The following is a 15,602-nucleotide window of genomic DNA, read 5'->3' as shown; positions in this document are numbered from 1 at the left end:
CGGGCCTCGCAACGAAAGCCGGAGTAGCTAGACGGTCAGGTCCTTGCCCTTCGTCTCCGGGATGGAGAAGGCGAAAGCGATGCCCACCAGCAGCAGGATTACCGCGTACACGTTGAACAGCTGGGCCTGCCCGATGCTGCCGAGCCAGGTCTGCAGGTACGGAGCCGTGCCACCGAACGCCGCGACGCAGATGGAGTACGGAACTCCGACGCCGATGGTGCGGATATGCGTGGGGAACAGTTCGGCATACACCGCTGGGACGATCGCAGCGCTGCCCGCGATGAAGAACAGCATCACGGACATGGACACTGCCAGCTGCCACGGGGAGTCCTTGAGCAGCCACGTCATGGGGAAGTGCAGCAGTGCGGCGCCGGCAGCCGAAGCGATGATCACAGGTTTGCGGCCAATGCGGTCCGACAGTTTGCCCCAGAACGGCAGGGCTGCGATGAACACCACGTTGGCGACCACACCTGCCCAGAGAGCTTCTCCGCGGTCCATCTTCAAGGAGGTTGCTGCGTAGCTCGGAGCCACCACGCCCCAGATGTAGTAAACGACGGTCAAGCCAACGGTCAGGCCGATAACCTGCAGCGCCTGCTTGCGGTACTTCACGATCTGCGGCCAGATGGGCAGGCGCTTCTCGTTGGGAGCCTCAGCTTCGAAAGCTTCGGTTTCCTTCATCTTGGCCCGCATGAACAGGGCATAGACACCCAAAGCACCACCAATCAGGAACGGGATGCGCCAACCCCAAGCGCTCATGTCGTCCTTGCTGAGGGTTGCGGTGAGGATGGCCCCCAGCAGCGTGCCGGCCAGGATGCCGGCGGTTCCGGAGGTGTAGATGAGGGTGGCCCAGAAGCCGCGGTGTTCCTTGGGTGCCATCTCGGACAAGTACGTTTGCGACGACGGCAGCTCGCCACCGTGGGCGAGGCCCTGGATGAGCCGGGCGATCAACAGCATCACGGAGGCGAAGGCGCCAACGGCAGCGAAGGTCGGTGCGATACCGATGAGGAGGCTGCCCACCGCACCCAGTGCCACTGCCACGGTCATGGACGTTTTGCGGCCGATTCGGTCACCGATCCAGCCGAACACGAACCCGCCGAACGGCCGGGCAACGAACCCGACGGCGAAGATCGCCAAGGTGGACAGCACGGCTGACGTCGGGTCGGCTTGGCTGAACAGGGCACTTGCGATGAACGGCGAGAACGTGGCGTAGATTGCCCAGTCGTACCATTCAACGGCGTTGCCGATGCCGGTGCCAACCAGCGTGCGCATGTGGGATTTGTGGACCTTGACGTCGGGGGACGTTCCTACGGTGGCGGTCATGTGGTTCTCCAAGGTGGGGCGGGCTGGGAGTGGGTTTATTTGCCGGCGAGGGCGGCGATACGGGACACGGCGAGTTCGGCATAGAGCGCGGCACCGTCGGTGAGCACGCCGTCGTCGAACATTGCGTAAGGCGAGTGGTTGAACGGCGACGTCGTGTGGTCGGCGCCGGGGGCAACGGCACTGAGTCCCACGAAGGTGCCTGGGACTTCAGCGAGGACCCGGGAGAAGTCCTCGGAACCGCCCAGGGGAGTGGCCATCCGGGTGTGCCGGGACTCGCCGAACATTCCGGCGATGACCTTCTCCGCAGTAGTGGTCTCATCCTCATCATTGATGGTGAGGGGGTATTCCTCTTGGTAATGCACATCCGCCTCCAGACCGTGGGCTGCGGCGATGCCATGGAGCAGCCTGGGTACTGCTTCCATCATCTTCCGCCGCGACTCCTCTGAGAAGGTCCGGATGGTGGCTTCGATCCGGGCGGTCTCGGGGATGACGTTCCGCTTGGTTCCTGCGTGCAGGACGCCAACTGTGAGGACCACGGGATCGAACATGTTGAACTGGCGCGTGACCATGACCTGAAGTGCGGTGACCATCTCAGCAGCTGCCGTGACGGGGTCTTTGGCGGAGTGGGGGGCAGAGCCGTGGCCCCCCGCGCCCAGCACCGTGACGACAAGTCCGTCGGAGGAACTGAGCATGACGCCCGGTTTGGTGACGAACTGGCCATGCGGTTCAAGTGAGGAGAACACATGCATTCCGTAGGCAGTGTCGGCGCGGCGGCCCGCTGCATCCAGGACGCCTTCCTTGATCATGTAGCTCGCGCCGTCGAAGCCCTCCTCGCCGGGCTGGAACATGAGGATGACGTCACCGGCCAGCTGGTCACGTCGTTCGGCCAGGAGGGTGGCGGCGCCGGCCAGCATGGACGTGTGGAGGTCGTGACCGCAGGCGTGCATGGCGCCATCCACGCGCGAGGTGTAGTCCACACCGGTGGTCTCCTGCACAGGGAGGCCATCCATGTCGGCGCGCAGCAACACCACTGGCTTCTCAGCTGAAGCGTGGGCGGCACCGCCCCGCAGAACGGCGGTGACCGACGTCGTTTCCTGGCCCAAGGTGATCTCGTACGGAAGTCCGTCCAGCGCCTTGAGCACCTTTTCCTGGGTGCGGGGGAGCTGCAGCCCGATCTCCGGTTCGCGGTGGAGGTCGTGACGGAGGCGGACGATGTCCTCCTGCAGTTCCTTGGCATCAGCGGCGATAGTCATAAGTTCTCCTGGTCTTTCTCGGTGACGTGTTCCTTATGCCATTCTGGGGTGACGTGCTTCACATGCGCCTAAACAACTGTAAATATGCATTTGTACTCAACTTTCGGCAGGAATCATGCACCCTTCTGGAAGAATGGGCTCATGGAGCTCAGCGAAGAAGACTTGCGCCTGGTCAACGCCCTGCAGATTTCACCGCGGATCAGCTGGTCCGACGCCGGAGAGGTCTTGGGCGTCCACGCCACCACGCTGGCATCCCGATGGGAGCGCCTTAGGGGAGCCGGCGCAGCATGGACCACCGCCCACCTCATGGGTGATCCGAAGGACATGTGCTTGGCCATGGTGGACATCGACTGCGAAATGCACCTCAGGCCGGACGTCACCTCCGCTGTCGCCCAGCTTCCCGAGGTCATCACCGTGGAAGAGGCTGCCAGTAACCGCGACCTCACGCTCACCGTGATCACGCAGGACCTGGGACAGTTCAGCACCGAAGTGCTGCCGAAACTCAAGGAAATCCGCGGGCTCACCAAGTACCACACAGCCCTCTGCACCCGTATTCACACCAGCGGATATGCGTGGCGGCTCAACGTCCTCAGCAAAGCGGAGCAGCAGGCACTCCGGGCGTTGGCCGGACCTGAATCTGCGAACCCGTCAGCCCACGACGCGATGGTGCTCCCGCTCCCCGAGAGCCATCTGGCGATCATCCCGTTCCTCGCCCGGGACGGACGCGCCACAGCGGCGGAAATCGCCAGAGCCCTGGGGCGCAACCCCGCCACGGTCCAGCGGCAACTGGGCCGGGTCCTGAGTAGTCGGATGTTGTCCTTCCGCTGCGAAATCGCCCAACAATTCTCCGGCTTCCCCATCACGGTTCAATGGTTCGCGAACGTTCCCGCAGGTGAGCACGAAGCCGCAGCCACAGAGTTGCGGGCCATCAGGAACATCCGCTTCTCCGCATCCACCACGGGCCGCACCAACTTCACCATGATCATGTGGCTGCGCTCGCTGGCTGACGTCATGGAAATGGAGCTCACCATCCAGCAGCGGATCCCGGGAATCGAACTCGTGGAGAGCGTGGTCATGCTGAACACGGCCAAACGCGTGGGGTGGATGCTGAACCCGGACTCGACCGCCACAGGAAAAGTGGTGCCGCCCTACGGAGAGCTGCTGCCAGCCGGTATTTAGGCGTGCTTGGTAGCCCTCAAGACTGTGTCCAAGGTTGTGCCCGACTCGCCGTTCGGTCCCGAGGCAGGACGTGACCGGTCTGTGAGGACGTTGACGAACCACGGCTCCCGATCCAGCCGCAAAGCGCCTGCCAGCTGCTCCGGCGTGAAGAACATTCCGGTCTCGTGGTGATGGCTCCATGAGGGGAGACCGTGCGGGTGATGCCCCACTACCAGCAACGTTCCGCCGGGTGCCACGGCCGCCGCCGCTGATGCCACGGAATCCCGCCACGGCAGGAGCGGCGAGTGCAGAAACTGGGCCGAGACCAGATCGAAGACCGGCTCAGGCTCCCACTCTGTGAGGTCCTGTTGCTGCCAGGTGATCCTGTTGTCCACACCGCTTTCTGCTGCATGCGCGGCTGCCCGTTCAAGCGCGACGGCGGACACGTCCATTGCGGTGACGGTCCAGCCTTGTGTTGCGAGCCAGATGGCGTCAGCGCCCTCACCGCAGCCCAGGTCCAGCGCCTTGCCCGGCTTTAGCTCCTTGGCTTCCGCGACCAGCTGCGGATTCGGGTTTCCGCTCCACACCTTGGGGCGCTCGCGGTACATGCCGTCCCACATGTCCACGGCATTGTCGGCGTCCTCGTGGAGGTTCAATCCGCTCTGCTGAGCACCTTCATGGGTGTGCTGACCGTGGTGGTGAGTGCCGGCGTCGTGCGTGTGTTCAGTCATAACCCAAGCGTGCCGTGACGCTGCGTTGAAAGGCAATGCCTGTTGCTATTCCGGCAAAGTCCAGCGCTGGGCCCCGGCACCCGATGCTCCAAGTTCGTCTGACGGGTTCTGCAACGTGCAGGATTTCAGGCTTAGGCAGCCGCAGCCGATGCACCCGTCGAGGTCGTTGCGCAGATGCTGCAAAGCCGCGATCCGCTCGTCCAGCTCCTTGCGCCAGCGCAGGGACAGTTTGGACCAGTCGCGCTTGGTGGGTGTCCGACCGTCGGGCAATGAGTCCAAGGCCTCGCGGATGTCCTTCAGAGGTAGGCCCACCCGCTGGGACGTCTTGATGAAGGCGACCCGCCGGAGTGTGTCCCTCCGGTATCGCCGCTGGTTACCGGCTGTTCGCTCCGCTTCGATGAGCCCGTTGCGTTCGTAAAAGTGAAGGGCCGACGCCGACACTCCACTCCGCTCGGACAGCTCACCGATAGTGAGGGGCCGGTGGGTTTCGACTGGCGGCATGAAGTGCTTTCGGTGGCCGGAGCGGTGGATTGACCTCAACATTAGTTGAGGTTCTAGGCTGACGTCCATGACCTCTGACACCTCAACGGCCGGGATACTGCGCCGCCCATACCTCCTTGCCACCGTGGGAGCTTGCGCACTCGTGTTCCTGAGCGCGTTCGAGTCCCTTGCGGTGACCACCATCATGCCGCTCGTCAGCCGCGACCTGGACGGCGCCAGCCTCTACGCCCTGGCCTTCGCTGGACCACTGGCTACGGGCGTGATGGGCATGGTGGCCGCGGGGAACTGGTCAGATCGTCGGGGTCCGGCTGCGCCGCTGTACTCCTCCGTGGCCTTGTTCGTGGCTGGCCTGCTGATCGCCGGAATGGCCGGAACCATGGAAATGCTGGTGCTGGGAAGGCTGGTCCAAGGTCTCGGTGGTGGCGCGATGACCGTGGCCCTCTACGTACTGGTGGCCCGCGTATACCCGCCGGCACTGCACCCCAAGATCTTTGCCGCATTCGCCGCATCCTGGGTGGTTCCTTCCTTGGTGGGTCCCTTCGCCGCGGGCGTCGTTGCCCAGCTGAGCAGCTGGCACTGGGTGTTCCTCGGCGTTGTGGGGCTGGTTGTTCCGGCAGTGCTGATGGTGGTGCCAGCTGTGCGGGGGATGAATTCCGAACCCGCTGCAGAGCCTGTTCCCTGGGCCTTCGGTCGCATGGGATGGGCTGCGCTCGCGGCCATTGCCGTCCTGGGGCTGAACCTGTCCGCAGAGGTACCGGGCGTGGGCGGGGTGATTGCCGTCGTCGCGCTTGTCATTGCTTTGGTGGCGGTACGCCCATTGGTTCCCCGCGGGACCCTCACTGCCCGGCGGGGGCTGCCCAGTGTGATCCTGGTCCGCGGCTTGGCGTCGGCTGCGTTCTTCGGCGCCGAAGTGTACTTGCCGTATTTGCTGACTGAGCGGTACGCGTTCACGCCCACGTTCGCGGGACTCACTCTGACCGGTGCTGCCCTGGCGTGGGCCGGGGCGTCGGCCATCCAAGGGCGGCTCGGTGACCGCTTTGCTGACGAACGCGCCGTGAAGATCGGAGCTTCCCTGGTGCTGATCGCCGTGATCTCGACGCTCGTGACGGCCGCCCTGGCGCTGCCCGCCGCCGTGGCAATCGTTGGTTGGATCCTGGCCGGTGGCGGCATGGGGCTCATGTACCCGCGGCTCTCCGTGATGACGTTGGCGCTGTCCACTGAGGAAAACCAAGGCTTCAACAGCGCGGCCATGTCCATCTCCGATTCCCTCGGCGGGGCACTGTCCCTCGCAGCCACCGGACTTGTGTTCGCTGCATTTACTGCCAGCCCTTTCGCTGCGGTCTTTGCGCTGACGGCCGTGATCGCCGTCGTCGGGGTCGTCATTGCGCCGAGGGTCGCGGCGCGCATTGCGCCACCCGAATCCTCGAGCGCTGAACCCGAGCTCACGCACCACTCCTGACCCGTTGTGAGGCCTGCTCTGCAGGGTATTGCCGCGCGGAAGGGTGCAGATCGGGCCCCGCAACGCGAGGGTGTGAGTTGTGAGGCCTGCTCTGCGTGTATTGGTGGCCCGGAAGGGCGCAGATCGGGCCCCGCAACGCGAGCGTGTGAGTTGTGAGGCCTGCTCTGCGTGTATTGGTGGCCCGGAAGGGTGCAAAGCGGGCCTAGCAACGAGGGCCTGACCTGACCCGATGCGGGCCCGCAGGAGAAACACTGCTAAGCTAGGAACACTTGATGTGCGGTGACGCCCTGAAGCAGGTGGCCTGAAAGGCTACGCGGCGGGGCATTTTTCATGTGAGAGGCACATCCTGCGTCGATGAACGCGTTCTATTTGGTCCCGGCCACCGCTGTTGAAGCGAACCGGTAGACCACCTGACTTTTCCTCGGCGAACCCCTGGCCCAACCGGCGTCGGGGGCCGATGTCCGCAACTGGACACCGCCCGAAAGACATGAAGTTTATGACTACTTTTGCTGCCCTTGGCACGCCCAAGCCCATTGCTGAATCCCTCGCCGCAGATGGCATCGAAGAGGCATTCCCCATCCAGGTGAAGACCCTCCCGGACACGCTTGCAGGCCGCGATGTCCTGGGCCGTGGCCGCACCGGCTCCGGTAAGACCATTGCTTTCGCTATCCCGCTTGTGGCCCGCTTGGCCGAGCGCGAGGCAAAGCACTTCCGCAAGCCGGGCCGCCCCATGGGCCTCGTCCTTGCACCGACGCGTGAACTGGCAACCCAGATCAACGCCACCATCGAGCCGTTGGCCAAGGCCATGGGCCTGAACACCACGGTCATCTACGGCGGCATCTCCCAGGCACGCCAGGAAAAGGCGCTGCGCGCCGGCGTCGACATCGTCATCGCCTGCCCGGGCCGCCTCGAAGACCTGATCCGCCAGCGCATCCTGACCCTCGAAGCCGTTGAGGTCACCGTGCTGGACGAGGCAGACCACATGGCAGACCTCGGCTTCCTCCCGGTGGTCAAGAAGCTCATGGACATGACCCCCACCCAGGGTCAGCGCCTGCTCTTCTCCGCGACGCTGGACAACGGTGTTGACAAGCTGGTCAACCGTTACCTGTCCAACCCGCTGACGCACTCCGTGGACGACCCCCAGGCCGCTGTCACCACCATGGAACACCACGTCCTGGTGGTCAACGACCAGACCGTCAAGAAGCAGCTCATCGTTGAACTGGCCTCAGGCGCCGGCCGCCGGGTCCTCTTCATGCGGACCAAGCACCACGCCCGCAAGCTTGCCAAGACCCTCACCGACGCCGGCATCCCCGCCGTCGACCTTCACGGCAACCTGTCGCAGAACGCCCGCGACCGCAACCTTGCAGAGTTCTCCAACGGTGACGTCCGCGTCCTGGTGGCCACCGACGTCGCAGCCCGTGGCGTGCACGTGGACGACGTTGAACTCGTCATCCACGTGGACCCGCCCACAGAGCACAAGGCATACCTGCACCGCTCCGGCCGTACCGCCCGCGCCGGTTCCGATGGCACCGTTGTCACCCTGACGCTCCCCGAGCAGCAGAGCGACGTCAAGAAGCTCATGAAGGCTGCCGGCGTTGACGTTAGCTTCGAGCGCGTCACGGCCAGCTCACCCTTGGTTTCAAAGCTCGTGGGCGACATCGCGGACAAGGTTGATCCCCGCACCCGTGCGGCCCTCCTCGCTGCGAAAACCCAGCAGGGTGGCGGCACGTCCACCGGCGCCAATGCCCAGCGCAAGCGCGCACGCCGTTCCACGCAGGCTGCTCCCACCGCTGGTGGCCGCGGCGGTCGCAATGGACGCGGAAAGGTTGCGGCTGAGCCGGTTCGTACGGACACCAACCGTGCGGATCGCCGTGCAGCAATGAACGACGACGTCGCCCGCAGCTCACGCGGTCGCGGCAAGTCGGGTGCCACTCACCGCAACGACGTTCCCGGCTCGCAGGGCCAGAACGGCCGCAGCGGACGTCCGGCTACCGGCCAGCGCTCAGCTTCGGCTCCGCGCACGGCATCCACCACGAGCACCCGCACCGGCGGGAACAAGGCCGTTTGGTCTTCCGCGACGGGCGCTACGTCCGGCGGATCCTACGGTTCGGGTGCTTCCGGCAACTCCAGTCGCGGTGGCTCGGGCGCAGGTCGTCCGGCACGCAGCGGTCCGCGTCGTGCATCGGCTCCGGCCTCGAACGAGCGTCGCGGCCGCTAGGTCTCGCGTTGTGAGGCCCGCTCTGCACCCTATTCCTTAGGTTTAGCGTGCAGAGCAGGCCCCGCAAGTCACCAGCCTCGGGCGCGCCACTCGTCAAGGTGTGGCCGCTCGGCGCCGAGGGTCGTGGGCAATCCATGGCCCGGGTGCACCAGGGTTTCGTCCGGATAAGCGTCGAACAGTCGCTCCGACACGTCGTTCAACAGAGAAGTGAAACGTGAAGGATCGTTCTGTGTGTTGCCGACGCCTCCCGGAAACAACGAGTCTCCACTGAAAATGTGGGCCGGCCCGTCCGGATCCTGGTACACGAAAGCGATCGAGCCCGGGGTGTGTCCACGCAGGTGGACTGCCGTGACCTCGAAGCCATCGAACTGCTCCACGTCGCCGTGACCGAGCCGGACGTCCACCGGAACCGGCAACGCATCGGCGTCGTCCGTTCCTGCTGACGTGCTTGCGCCGGTGACGGCGACCAACTCCGGCAGCGCCCGGACGTGGTCCCAGTGCTGGTGGGTGGTGGCAATCCTGGCCAGTTTGGTCGGGACCGAGGAATCAGCTGCACCGTCGTGGAGAAGCTGCTGAATGGCCGGAAGGTTATCGGCGGCGTCGATCAACAACTGCGCACCCGTGGACTTTGAGGTCAACAGGTACACGTTGTTGTTCATCTCGCTGACGGAGATGCTGCGGATGGTGACGTCGCGCAAAGAGTGAATTAGCGAATCCATGCGATCAGCCTACGGGGTCGGCTTCGCGGCCCTGTGACACCCAGTTGGGGTCGGCGGAGCGTGAACCCACGACGGCGGCTGCAGCTTGGTCGAACTTCTCAAGTTGTGCTGTTCCCAGTTGCAGGGACAGTGCCCCCAGGTTCTCGTCGATCCGGTGCGGTTTGCGCGTGCCGGGGATGGGGACCACAGAAATCCCGAGGCGCTGACCTTGGGTGAACAGCCAAGCCAGGGCTACTTGGGCCGGAGTTGCATCCAGCCCGCTGGCTACCTCGCGGACCGCCGCCACTACGGCCTGGTTCGCATCAAGTGCCTCATCGCCAAAACGGGGAATCTTATGGCGGAAGTCATTTTCCCCAAGGTCGCTCGCGCTGACGGTTCCCGTGAGGAACCCGCGGCCAAGCGGCGAATACGGCACGAATCCAACGCCAAGCTCCTTGGCGGCAGGAACAACGTTGAGCTCTACATCCCTGCTCCAGATTGACCATTCACTCTGGACCGCGGCAATGGGATGGACAGCGTTGGCCTGCCTGAGCTCCTCGGCTGTCACTTCGGACAGTCCGAGGTGCCGGACCTTGCCCTCTCGGACCAGCTCCGCCATGGCCTCCACGGTTTCCACTATCGGAACGCGGAGGTCACGGCGGTGCATGTAGTAGAGGTCAATAACGTCAGTGCCCAGCCGGCGGAGGCTCGCTTCCGCCGCTTGCCTGATGTAGGGCGCATCCCCGCGGACTCCCGTGTACCCGTCCGCGGGGTTGCCCTCAATTCCAAACTTTGTGGCTACTTGGATTTCTTCGCGGCGCTCCTTCAAGAGCCTGCCCACGAGTTCCTCGTTGCTGCCCGCGCCGTATACATCTGCGGTGTCGATGAAGGTGATGCCCGCGTCCACCGCATGTCTCAGCGTTTGCAACCCTTCCTCGGGCTCGATTCCGCCGTAGACCGGGGTGAGGGCCATTCCGCCGAAGCCGAGTGGGCTGACCTTGAGGCCGTTGCCGAGTTGAACTGAAGTCATGAACTTCTCCAATACGCGTAGGTGTTCCAGAGTGCCCTTTGATGGCATGAACTCCACGGACGCTAAGGGTATTCCTGCAGGGCCCGACTCCTGCGCTTACCCTTGCCCTGCGCACCTCCTTGCCCGGCCATTTCGGGGGTTCCCTGCTAGAAGTGCCGGGCGCGCGGCACGTTTCGCAGGGAACCATCGAAATGGAGAGGAGTTCACTACTCGGCCTTGGCTACAGCTTTCTCGGCAGGCAACGCCTTCAGGCCGGCAGCACAGCCCACGATTCCCGCGATGAACAGGAGCTTCAACGGACTCGCGGATTCCACACCCGTGATCATGGCCCAACCAACGGTCAGCGCAGCTCCGATACCCACCCACACTGCGTAGGCAGTGCCGAGGGGGATTCGTTTTACTGCGATACCCAGGCCGAGCATGCTCAGCACAGCAGTGATGGCAAAAACCACAGTGGGCATGAGTTGCGTAAAGCCGTTGGACAAGCCCAGAGCTGTGGCCCACACGGCTTCGAGCAGCGCTGAAGCCAAGAGGATGACCCAGAAGATTCCGTTGTTCTTGCTATTCGTCGTCATGGCTATGCCACCACCTTCAGGCCGACCACACATGCGCCGATGCCGGCCAGCAGAAGGAGCCGGGCCGTCGTCGCACGTTCAACTTTGGTGACCATCGCGTACGTTGCCGTCAGCACGACGCCGACGCCAACCCACACTGCGTAGGCCGTGCCCGTAGGAATGGATTGCATCGCGATGGCGAGCCCACCCATGCTGGCGATGACAGACACCAGGAACACAACGGTGGGGACGGGCTTGCGGAAGCCCTTGGAACGGTGAAGCGCTGCGGCCCAGACGGCTTCGAGTGCTCCGGAAAGAATGAGAATTAACCACGACATGACATTTCCTTTGGCCAGTCTTGTCGCGTGCCGGGTACTGAACCGTCGTCCGGAGGTTCCAGAGGGGAACCTTCATTTCAGGCTAGCAACTCCCTCGCGGGGTGGCCACTTCTGGTGGTTAACGTCACCAGCTCAGGCGTGCACGGGCTCCACATGGTCAATGGAGATCACTGCAATAAATCCGCGACCCGAGATTTCCGGGCTGCGGGTATCCGAACCGACCACGGCGTCGTAGCGCGACAACTCCACAGGTTCGCCGGTGCTGGGTGCTGCTTCGCTGGTTGCCGCTTCGCCGCCGTCGGACTCTTTCTCCACAACCGCACCGGGCGCAACCGTTGCTTTACCCTCAAGCAGGATGGCCAGCTGGCCCTCGAAGACCGGGTGCGCGCGTTTCTTGGAGATCTCAACGATGGACGTGTAGCCCTTGAAAGCGCCGGTGCGTGCGATGACGTTCAAATCGCGAATGTCGCCGGTGGGAAGAGCGGCCGATGACGCTGCCTCACCGGAGAACCTGAACGGACGGTACTTCTCCAAGGGGTGCTCCGCGCCGTCCACAGTGAGGAGGAGCAGCTCGCCGTCGATGATGGTGATGACGCGCTCCATCCCGGGGAACGTGGAGAACTCGCCCGCTTTGGAAACGTCCGCGATGCTGACGCGCCAATCCCAGGCGCCATCCTGCGCCGAGGCCGCCTTCGGGTGGCTGGCGAGTTCGCGCGTCACCCCGCCCCCGTTGCGCCACGGTTCGGGATGGATGTCGGCAAAGCGGATAATCTCCATCCGACCAGCCTAGTGGTGGACACCGCTTCTGCGCTGGCAATGCGGCTTGCTAACGTCATATGTGGAAAACGTTGAGACTACGCCTGGAGGCGCGGGTATGTTCGTCAAAGTGTGTGGCTTGAGCACGCCGGAATCCGTGCGTGAAGCGGTGGACGCCGGTGCTGACGCGGTCGGTTTCGTGCTCACCTCCAGCCCCCGCCAAGTCAGCCCGGATCAGGTGCGAATTTTGCTGCCGCTGGTGCCGGAGGGAGTTCACGCCGTGGGCGTTTTCCGGCACGAGGATGCCGCTGATGCTGTGGCTACTGCACGCGCCGCCGGGCTCGAATGGGTGCAGCTGCACGGTCACCGGACTGCCGAGGACGTCACAACAGTGCACGACGCCGGGATGCGGCTCATCCGCGCCGTCACCATGGGTGCCTCCCAGGACGAGTTCGCGGACATGGGCGAAGAAATTTTCCTGATCGATGCAGCAATACCGGGCTCGGGGGAGGCTTGGGACTACGCCTCCGTGCGGGCGAAGGGGCTCGACGGCCGGGAATGGCTGCTCGCAGGAGGACTGGAACCCGGCAACGTGGCCTTCGCTGCAACTGCCGCAGGTGCTTGGGGCGTGGACGTGTCCTCGGGCGTCGAGGCATCCCGCGGGGTGAAGGACCTGGCCAAGATCCGCGCCTTCGTCCAAGCCGCCAAAGCCGCTGGCCTCTAGGACGCTCTCTCACTTCCCTCGGGTTTGGCGTGGACGCTCTCTCACTTCCCTCGGGTTTGGCGTGGACGCTCTCTCACTTCCCTCGGTCTAACCGGTGATGACGTGAGAGAGCGATGGCTTCAAGCCCCGATTTAGTGAGAGAGCGTCTGACTGTCACTGGCACCCCTTAGACTCACTCCCAAGAGCACGATTCACCTCGAAACCACGGAAGCCAGGAGCTAAGCAATGAGCACGGAACAGTACACCCTGACCATGAGCCGCGAATTCGATGCTCCCCGCGAGAAGGTTTTCGAGGCTTGGATGGAGCCGGACAAGCTAACCCGGTGGTTCGGCCCTGCGGAAGTGGACGCTCCTCGCGAGCAGATCATCGTCGAGCCTCGGGTTGGTGGCATCTGGCAGGTAGTTATGGTGTGGTCGGATGAGAACGGCGAGCAATCTGCCCCGATCGAAGCCACTATCTCCGAGCTGAACAGCCCGGCTCTTTTGGTGGCACAGGCCAAAGCCGCCCCGGACGCTGACCACGAGTACGAGGAAATGCACCTTGAATTCGAGGACCTCAACGGCCGTACCCGGATGAATCTCAAACAGGGTCCGTTTGCTTCCGAAGAGTGGGTGGAAATGACTCGCGACGGCTGGGGCACCTCCTTCGACAAGCTGGATGCGCTCCTGGCTGGTTGAGTCGCTGACCTGGGCCTGCTGGGTGGCGCTGTTGTAAGTCAGGGAAGATTCAGGGCAGACCCCTAGGCTTTTTGTCAGGCCGGCGGGGGAGAATGAGGACTATGAAAACGCTCCTTAACATCATCTGGCTTGTCTTCGGTGGGTTCTGGCTGGCCTTGGGTTATTTCGCGGCCGGCATCATTTGCTGCGTGCTCATCGTCACCATCCCGTGGGGCATCGCTTCGTTCCGGATCGGTGCTTACTGCCTGTGGCCGTTCGGTCAAATGGTGGTTGAGAAGCCGGGCGGTGCCGGGGTGTTTGCGCTCCTGGGCAACGTGATCTGGCTTCTGGTTGCCGGCATTTGGATCGCGATAGGTCACGTGGTCACGGCGTTTGCCATGGCCATCACCATCATTGGCATCCCGCTGGCCATCGCCAACCTGAAGCTCATCCCGGTTTCGCTCATGCCTCTGGGCAAGCAGATCGTGCCTACCAACCAGCCGTTCGTCAGCACGTACCGTTAGGAAGCAGCAACCGTTCCGCTGCGCAGATCGAAACGGAACGTTCGTTCCAAACGCACGCTCCCGCCGTCGGCCTCTGCCGTGAACACGAGTTTCAGTGTGCCGTGCTCCAGGTCCGACGCGGCGATGGTGTAGGTCGGCGTGAAGTAGAGGACATGCTCGCCGGGCAGCAGGTCCGCGGGTGGGAAATCGCTGGCGTTGTTGTGCGGTCCGAGAAGTACGACGCCGGTAGCTGGGTCAGTGCCCAGGTTGCGGACGCGCCCGGTGAAGGCGAGGATGTCCCCGGCTTTATATCCAGGGATGACAGGCCCGTAGTTGAGGTCCTGGGCTTCCCGGGTGCCGAGAACCTGATCTCCGGCGTAGCCCTGCCCGATTTCCTTCCACGTTTGGACATCCCATACACCGCCGCTGTTGGACGGGATCACATGGAAGTCTCCGGCGTTTTGCCACACAGTGGGCCTGCCGGGCGTGATGGATCGCAGCTCCATGTCGAAGACCAGGCCCGAGGATTCCGGACGAGTCAATTGAAGCGCGGAAAGCTGTCCCACCAATTGTTCGGCAGGTATCGAAGCGAACACGATCTCCCTGTACCCCTGCCGTTCGTAGAGCACTCCGATGTTCCCGTTGGGGAGACGTGTCACTGTCGAATAGGCCGAGCTTCCGGAGCAGACCGTCAGCTTTGCCGGCCAGGTGGCGCCGTTGTCGGGGGAGAGGCTCAGTACGGTGTTTCGCCGCAGATGAGGGTCCTGGTTGTTGCTCGCGAGAAGCCAGGCTGACGTCTCCGGCGCCGCCAAGGCAATATGCGGCAGGCCGTCGAAGCGTGTCAGGGAACCGTTGTCGCTGGGATCGGGGAGGGCCGGAACGGGCTGCAGCGGGCTCCACGTCTGACCGCCGTCATCGGACACGGCTGCCAATCGGGACGGTGTTGCCCGTGAATGCAGCAGCAACCTGCCATCGTCCAGGCACACTACTTTGTTCTCGTTCGGCCCCACACCGGTGGTGCCCGGACCGATCAGGTTCCCCAGCTTCCACGTCTCGCCGTGGTCGTCGCTGAACGCAGAGGCTGCCATGATGGCACCGCCCACCAACAGCACATACTGTTGCACCAGCCGGCCCACTAAAGGACCGGAATGGATCTGGATGCCCTGCCCGGCGGCCGCAAAAAGGCCTGTGATGTCGCCGGTCTTGAGCTGGGTGGTAAGACGACGGTGATGCCAGGTATCGCCGTCGTCGTCCGAGAAGCTGATGTCCGCATGCTGCACGTCCTCATCCGGCTCCATACCTGCGACAGCCTCGAAGAAGCCCGCGTGCGTTCCGGCTGCGTGGAACATGAAGATGCGTCCGATGATGGCGTCCACCAGCAGGCTTGGATCGCCAAAGCCGTGGAGCCCCGAACCCCTGCGGACCACCTGCTGTGGCTCCCACGTGACTCCATGGTCGTAACTGCGACGCAGGAGGAGGTCGATGGGGTTGGGTAGATCGTCCAGGTTGGGCCGGCCGTCATAGGCAGCCAACACTGTGCCCCGCATGCTGACGGCCAGAGCCGGGATGCGGTACTGACGGTAGCCACCCATGCCACGGACAGCCAGGACGTGCTCAACGTCGGGGACAGCTGAGGGGATACAAGGGCGTGCGGAATCCGGGAGGTAGGAGGTCACACCTCTATGCTAGCTGGAGCCCGGCA

General features: G+C 63.7%; 16 protein-coding genes and 1 riboswitch. Of the genes, 6 read left to right on the top strand and 10 right to left on the bottom strand.

The genetic code is table 11. From position 1 onward, the window contains the following. Positions 1-27 precede the first annotated feature (27 nt). Together AC1RJY_RS08125 and AC1RJY_RS08120 are read right to left on the bottom strand one after the other, a co-directional pair. Positions 28-1,320, bottom strand: a complete 1,293-nt coding sequence (locus AC1RJY_RS08125) for an MFS transporter (RefSeq protein WP_011776173.1) — start codon at positions 1,318-1,320, stop codon at positions 28-30. 35 nt (positions 1,321-1,355) lie between these two features. Further along, a complete protein-coding gene (locus tag AC1RJY_RS08120; RefSeq protein ID WP_014922831.1) occupies positions 1,356-2,573 on the bottom strand; it encodes a M20 metallopeptidase family protein in 1,218 nt (405 codons plus the stop codon). 141 nt (positions 2,574-2,714) lie between these two features. Here AC1RJY_RS08120 and AC1RJY_RS08115 point away from each other — a divergent pair, with 141 nt between their 5' ends. Beyond that, entirely contained in the window at positions 2,715-3,752 is a 1,038-nt protein-coding gene (locus tag AC1RJY_RS08115; RefSeq protein ID WP_498602079.1) for an Lrp/AsnC family transcriptional regulator, read from the top strand. Here AC1RJY_RS08115 and AC1RJY_RS08110 read toward each other — a convergent pair. Continuing rightward, entirely contained in the window at positions 3,749-4,462 is a 714-nt protein-coding gene (locus tag AC1RJY_RS08110; protein WP_374100554.1) for an SAM-dependent methyltransferase, read from the bottom strand. The genes AC1RJY_RS08115 and AC1RJY_RS08110 overlap by 4 nt on opposite strands. 45 nt (positions 4,463-4,507) lie before the next feature. Continuing rightward, positions 4,508-5,032, bottom strand: a complete 525-nt coding sequence (gene soxR, locus AC1RJY_RS08105) for a redox-sensitive transcriptional activator SoxR (protein ID WP_011776169.1) — start codon at positions 5,030-5,032, stop codon at positions 4,508-4,510. On the opposite strand from soxR, the gene AC1RJY_RS08100 reads away from it, so the two are divergent. Further along, complete coding sequence (locus AC1RJY_RS08100; protein WP_498602078.1) at positions 5,031-6,422, top strand: MFS transporter; 1,392 nt, start codon at positions 5,031-5,033, stop codon at positions 6,420-6,422. The two genes, soxR and AC1RJY_RS08100, sit on opposite strands and share 2 nt — an antisense overlap. 496 nt (positions 6,423-6,918) lie before the next feature. After that, the gene (locus AC1RJY_RS08095; RefSeq protein ID WP_498602077.1) at positions 6,919-8,640 is read left to right on the top strand and encodes a DEAD/DEAH box helicase; all 1,722 of its coding nucleotides are present in this window, start codon (positions 6,919-6,921) and stop codon (positions 8,638-8,640) included. A 68-nt stretch (positions 8,641-8,708) separates the two neighbouring features. Here the strand turns inward: AC1RJY_RS08095 and AC1RJY_RS08090 are convergent, their stop codons facing one another. From AC1RJY_RS08090 to AC1RJY_RS08070, 5 genes are all read right to left on the bottom strand, one after another. Next, positions 8,709-9,359, bottom strand: a complete 651-nt coding sequence (locus AC1RJY_RS08090) for an MBL fold metallo-hydrolase (protein WP_014922827.1) — start codon at positions 9,357-9,359, stop codon at positions 8,709-8,711. A gap of 4 nt (positions 9,360-9,363) precedes the next feature. Beyond that, positions 9,364-10,368 (bottom strand): aldo/keto reductase, encoded by a 1,005-nt coding sequence (locus tag AC1RJY_RS08085; RefSeq protein WP_498602076.1) that lies wholly within the window; start codon positions 10,366-10,368, stop codon positions 9,364-9,366. A 206-nt stretch (positions 10,369-10,574) separates the two neighbouring features. Continuing rightward, a complete protein-coding gene (locus tag AC1RJY_RS08080) occupies positions 10,575-10,943 on the bottom strand; it encodes a DMT family transporter (protein ID WP_286176436.1) in 369 nt (122 codons plus the stop codon). Positions 10,944-10,945: 2 nt separating this feature from the next. Then, positions 10,946-11,260, bottom strand: a complete 315-nt coding sequence (locus AC1RJY_RS08075; RefSeq protein ID WP_011776163.1) for a DMT family transporter — start codon at positions 11,258-11,260, stop codon at positions 10,946-10,948. A gap of 9 nt (positions 11,261-11,269) precedes the next feature. Beyond that, a riboswitch (guanidine-III (ykkC-III) riboswitch) is annotated at positions 11,270-11,335 on the bottom strand. Between the two features lie 57 nt (positions 11,336-11,392). Then, positions 11,393-12,037 carry a HutD/Ves family protein gene (locus tag AC1RJY_RS08070; protein WP_210065838.1) on the bottom strand — a complete coding sequence of 215 codons (645 nt, stop codon included), beginning with the start codon at positions 12,035-12,037 and terminating at the stop codon, positions 11,393-11,395. Positions 12,038-12,134: 97 nt separating this feature from the next. Here AC1RJY_RS08070 and AC1RJY_RS08065 point away from each other — a divergent pair, with 97 nt between their 5' ends. From AC1RJY_RS08065 to AC1RJY_RS08055, 3 genes are all read left to right on the top strand, one after another. Next, complete coding sequence (locus AC1RJY_RS08065) at positions 12,135-12,740, top strand: phosphoribosylanthranilate isomerase (protein ID WP_014922822.1); 606 nt, start codon at positions 12,135-12,137, stop codon at positions 12,738-12,740. 225 nt (positions 12,741-12,965) lie between these two features. Next, complete coding sequence (locus AC1RJY_RS08060) at positions 12,966-13,418, top strand: SRPBCC family protein (RefSeq protein ID WP_011776160.1); 453 nt, start codon at positions 12,966-12,968, stop codon at positions 13,416-13,418. A gap of 101 nt (positions 13,419-13,519) precedes the next feature. Further along, positions 13,520-13,921 carry a YccF domain-containing protein gene (locus tag AC1RJY_RS08055; RefSeq protein WP_011776159.1) on the top strand — a complete coding sequence of 134 codons (402 nt, stop codon included), beginning with the start codon at positions 13,520-13,522 and terminating at the stop codon, positions 13,919-13,921. Here AC1RJY_RS08055 and AC1RJY_RS08050 read toward each other — a convergent pair. Next, a complete protein-coding gene (locus AC1RJY_RS08050; RefSeq protein WP_498602075.1) occupies positions 13,918-15,576 on the bottom strand; it encodes a sialidase family protein in 1,659 nt (552 codons plus the stop codon). The two genes, AC1RJY_RS08055 and AC1RJY_RS08050, sit on opposite strands and share 4 nt — an antisense overlap. Positions 15,577-15,602 lie beyond the last annotated feature (26 nt).

The sequence above is a fragment of the Arthrobacter sp. GW822-FHT05G07 genome (genome assembly GCF_058799755.1).
The sequence above is the reverse complement of the archived record's forward strand: the minus strand, read 5'-3'. Positions and strand labels throughout refer to the sequence as shown.

Coding starts and splice junctions, on each gene's coding strand:
- AC1RJY_RS08125 (WP_011776173.1), bottom strand. CDS start 1,320: ATGACCGCCACCGTAGGAACGTCCCCCGACGTCAAGGTCCACAAATCC.
- AC1RJY_RS08120 (WP_014922831.1), bottom strand. CDS start 2,573: ATGACTATCGCCGCTGATGCCAAGGAACTGCAGGAGGACATCGTCCGC.
- AC1RJY_RS08115 (WP_498602079.1), top strand. CDS start 2,715: ATGGAGCTCAGCGAAGAAGACTTGCGCCTGGTCAACGCCCTGCAGATT.
- AC1RJY_RS08110 (WP_374100554.1), bottom strand. CDS start 4,462: ATGACTGAACACACGCACGACGCCGGCACTCACCACCACGGTCAGCAC.
- AC1RJY_RS08100 (WP_498602078.1), top strand. CDS start 5,031: ATGACCTCTGACACCTCAACGGCCGGGATACTGCGCCGCCCATACCTC.
- soxR (WP_011776169.1), bottom strand. CDS start 5,032: ATGGACGTCAGCCTAGAACCTCAACTAATGTTGAGGTCAATCCACCGC.
- AC1RJY_RS08095 (WP_498602077.1), top strand. CDS start 6,919: ATGACTACTTTTGCTGCCCTTGGCACGCCCAAGCCCATTGCTGAATCC.
- AC1RJY_RS08090 (WP_014922827.1), bottom strand. CDS start 9,359: ATGGATTCGCTAATTCACTCTTTGCGCGACGTCACCATCCGCAGCATC.
- AC1RJY_RS08085 (WP_498602076.1), bottom strand. CDS start 10,368: ATGACTTCAGTTCAACTCGGCAACGGCCTCAAGGTCAGCCCACTCGGC.
- AC1RJY_RS08080 (WP_286176436.1), bottom strand. CDS start 10,943: ATGACGACGAATAGCAAGAACAACGGAATCTTCTGGGTCATCCTCTTG.
- AC1RJY_RS08075 (WP_011776163.1), bottom strand. CDS start 11,260: ATGTCGTGGTTAATTCTCATTCTTTCCGGAGCACTCGAAGCCGTCTGG.
- AC1RJY_RS08070 (WP_210065838.1), bottom strand. CDS start 12,037: ATGGAGATTATCCGCTTTGCCGACATCCATCCCGAACCGTGGCGCAAC.
- AC1RJY_RS08065 (WP_014922822.1), top strand. CDS start 12,135: ATGTTCGTCAAAGTGTGTGGCTTGAGCACGCCGGAATCCGTGCGTGAA.
- AC1RJY_RS08060 (WP_011776160.1), top strand. CDS start 12,966: ATGAGCACGGAACAGTACACCCTGACCATGAGCCGCGAATTCGATGCT.
- AC1RJY_RS08055 (WP_011776159.1), top strand. CDS start 13,520: ATGAAAACGCTCCTTAACATCATCTGGCTTGTCTTCGGTGGGTTCTGG.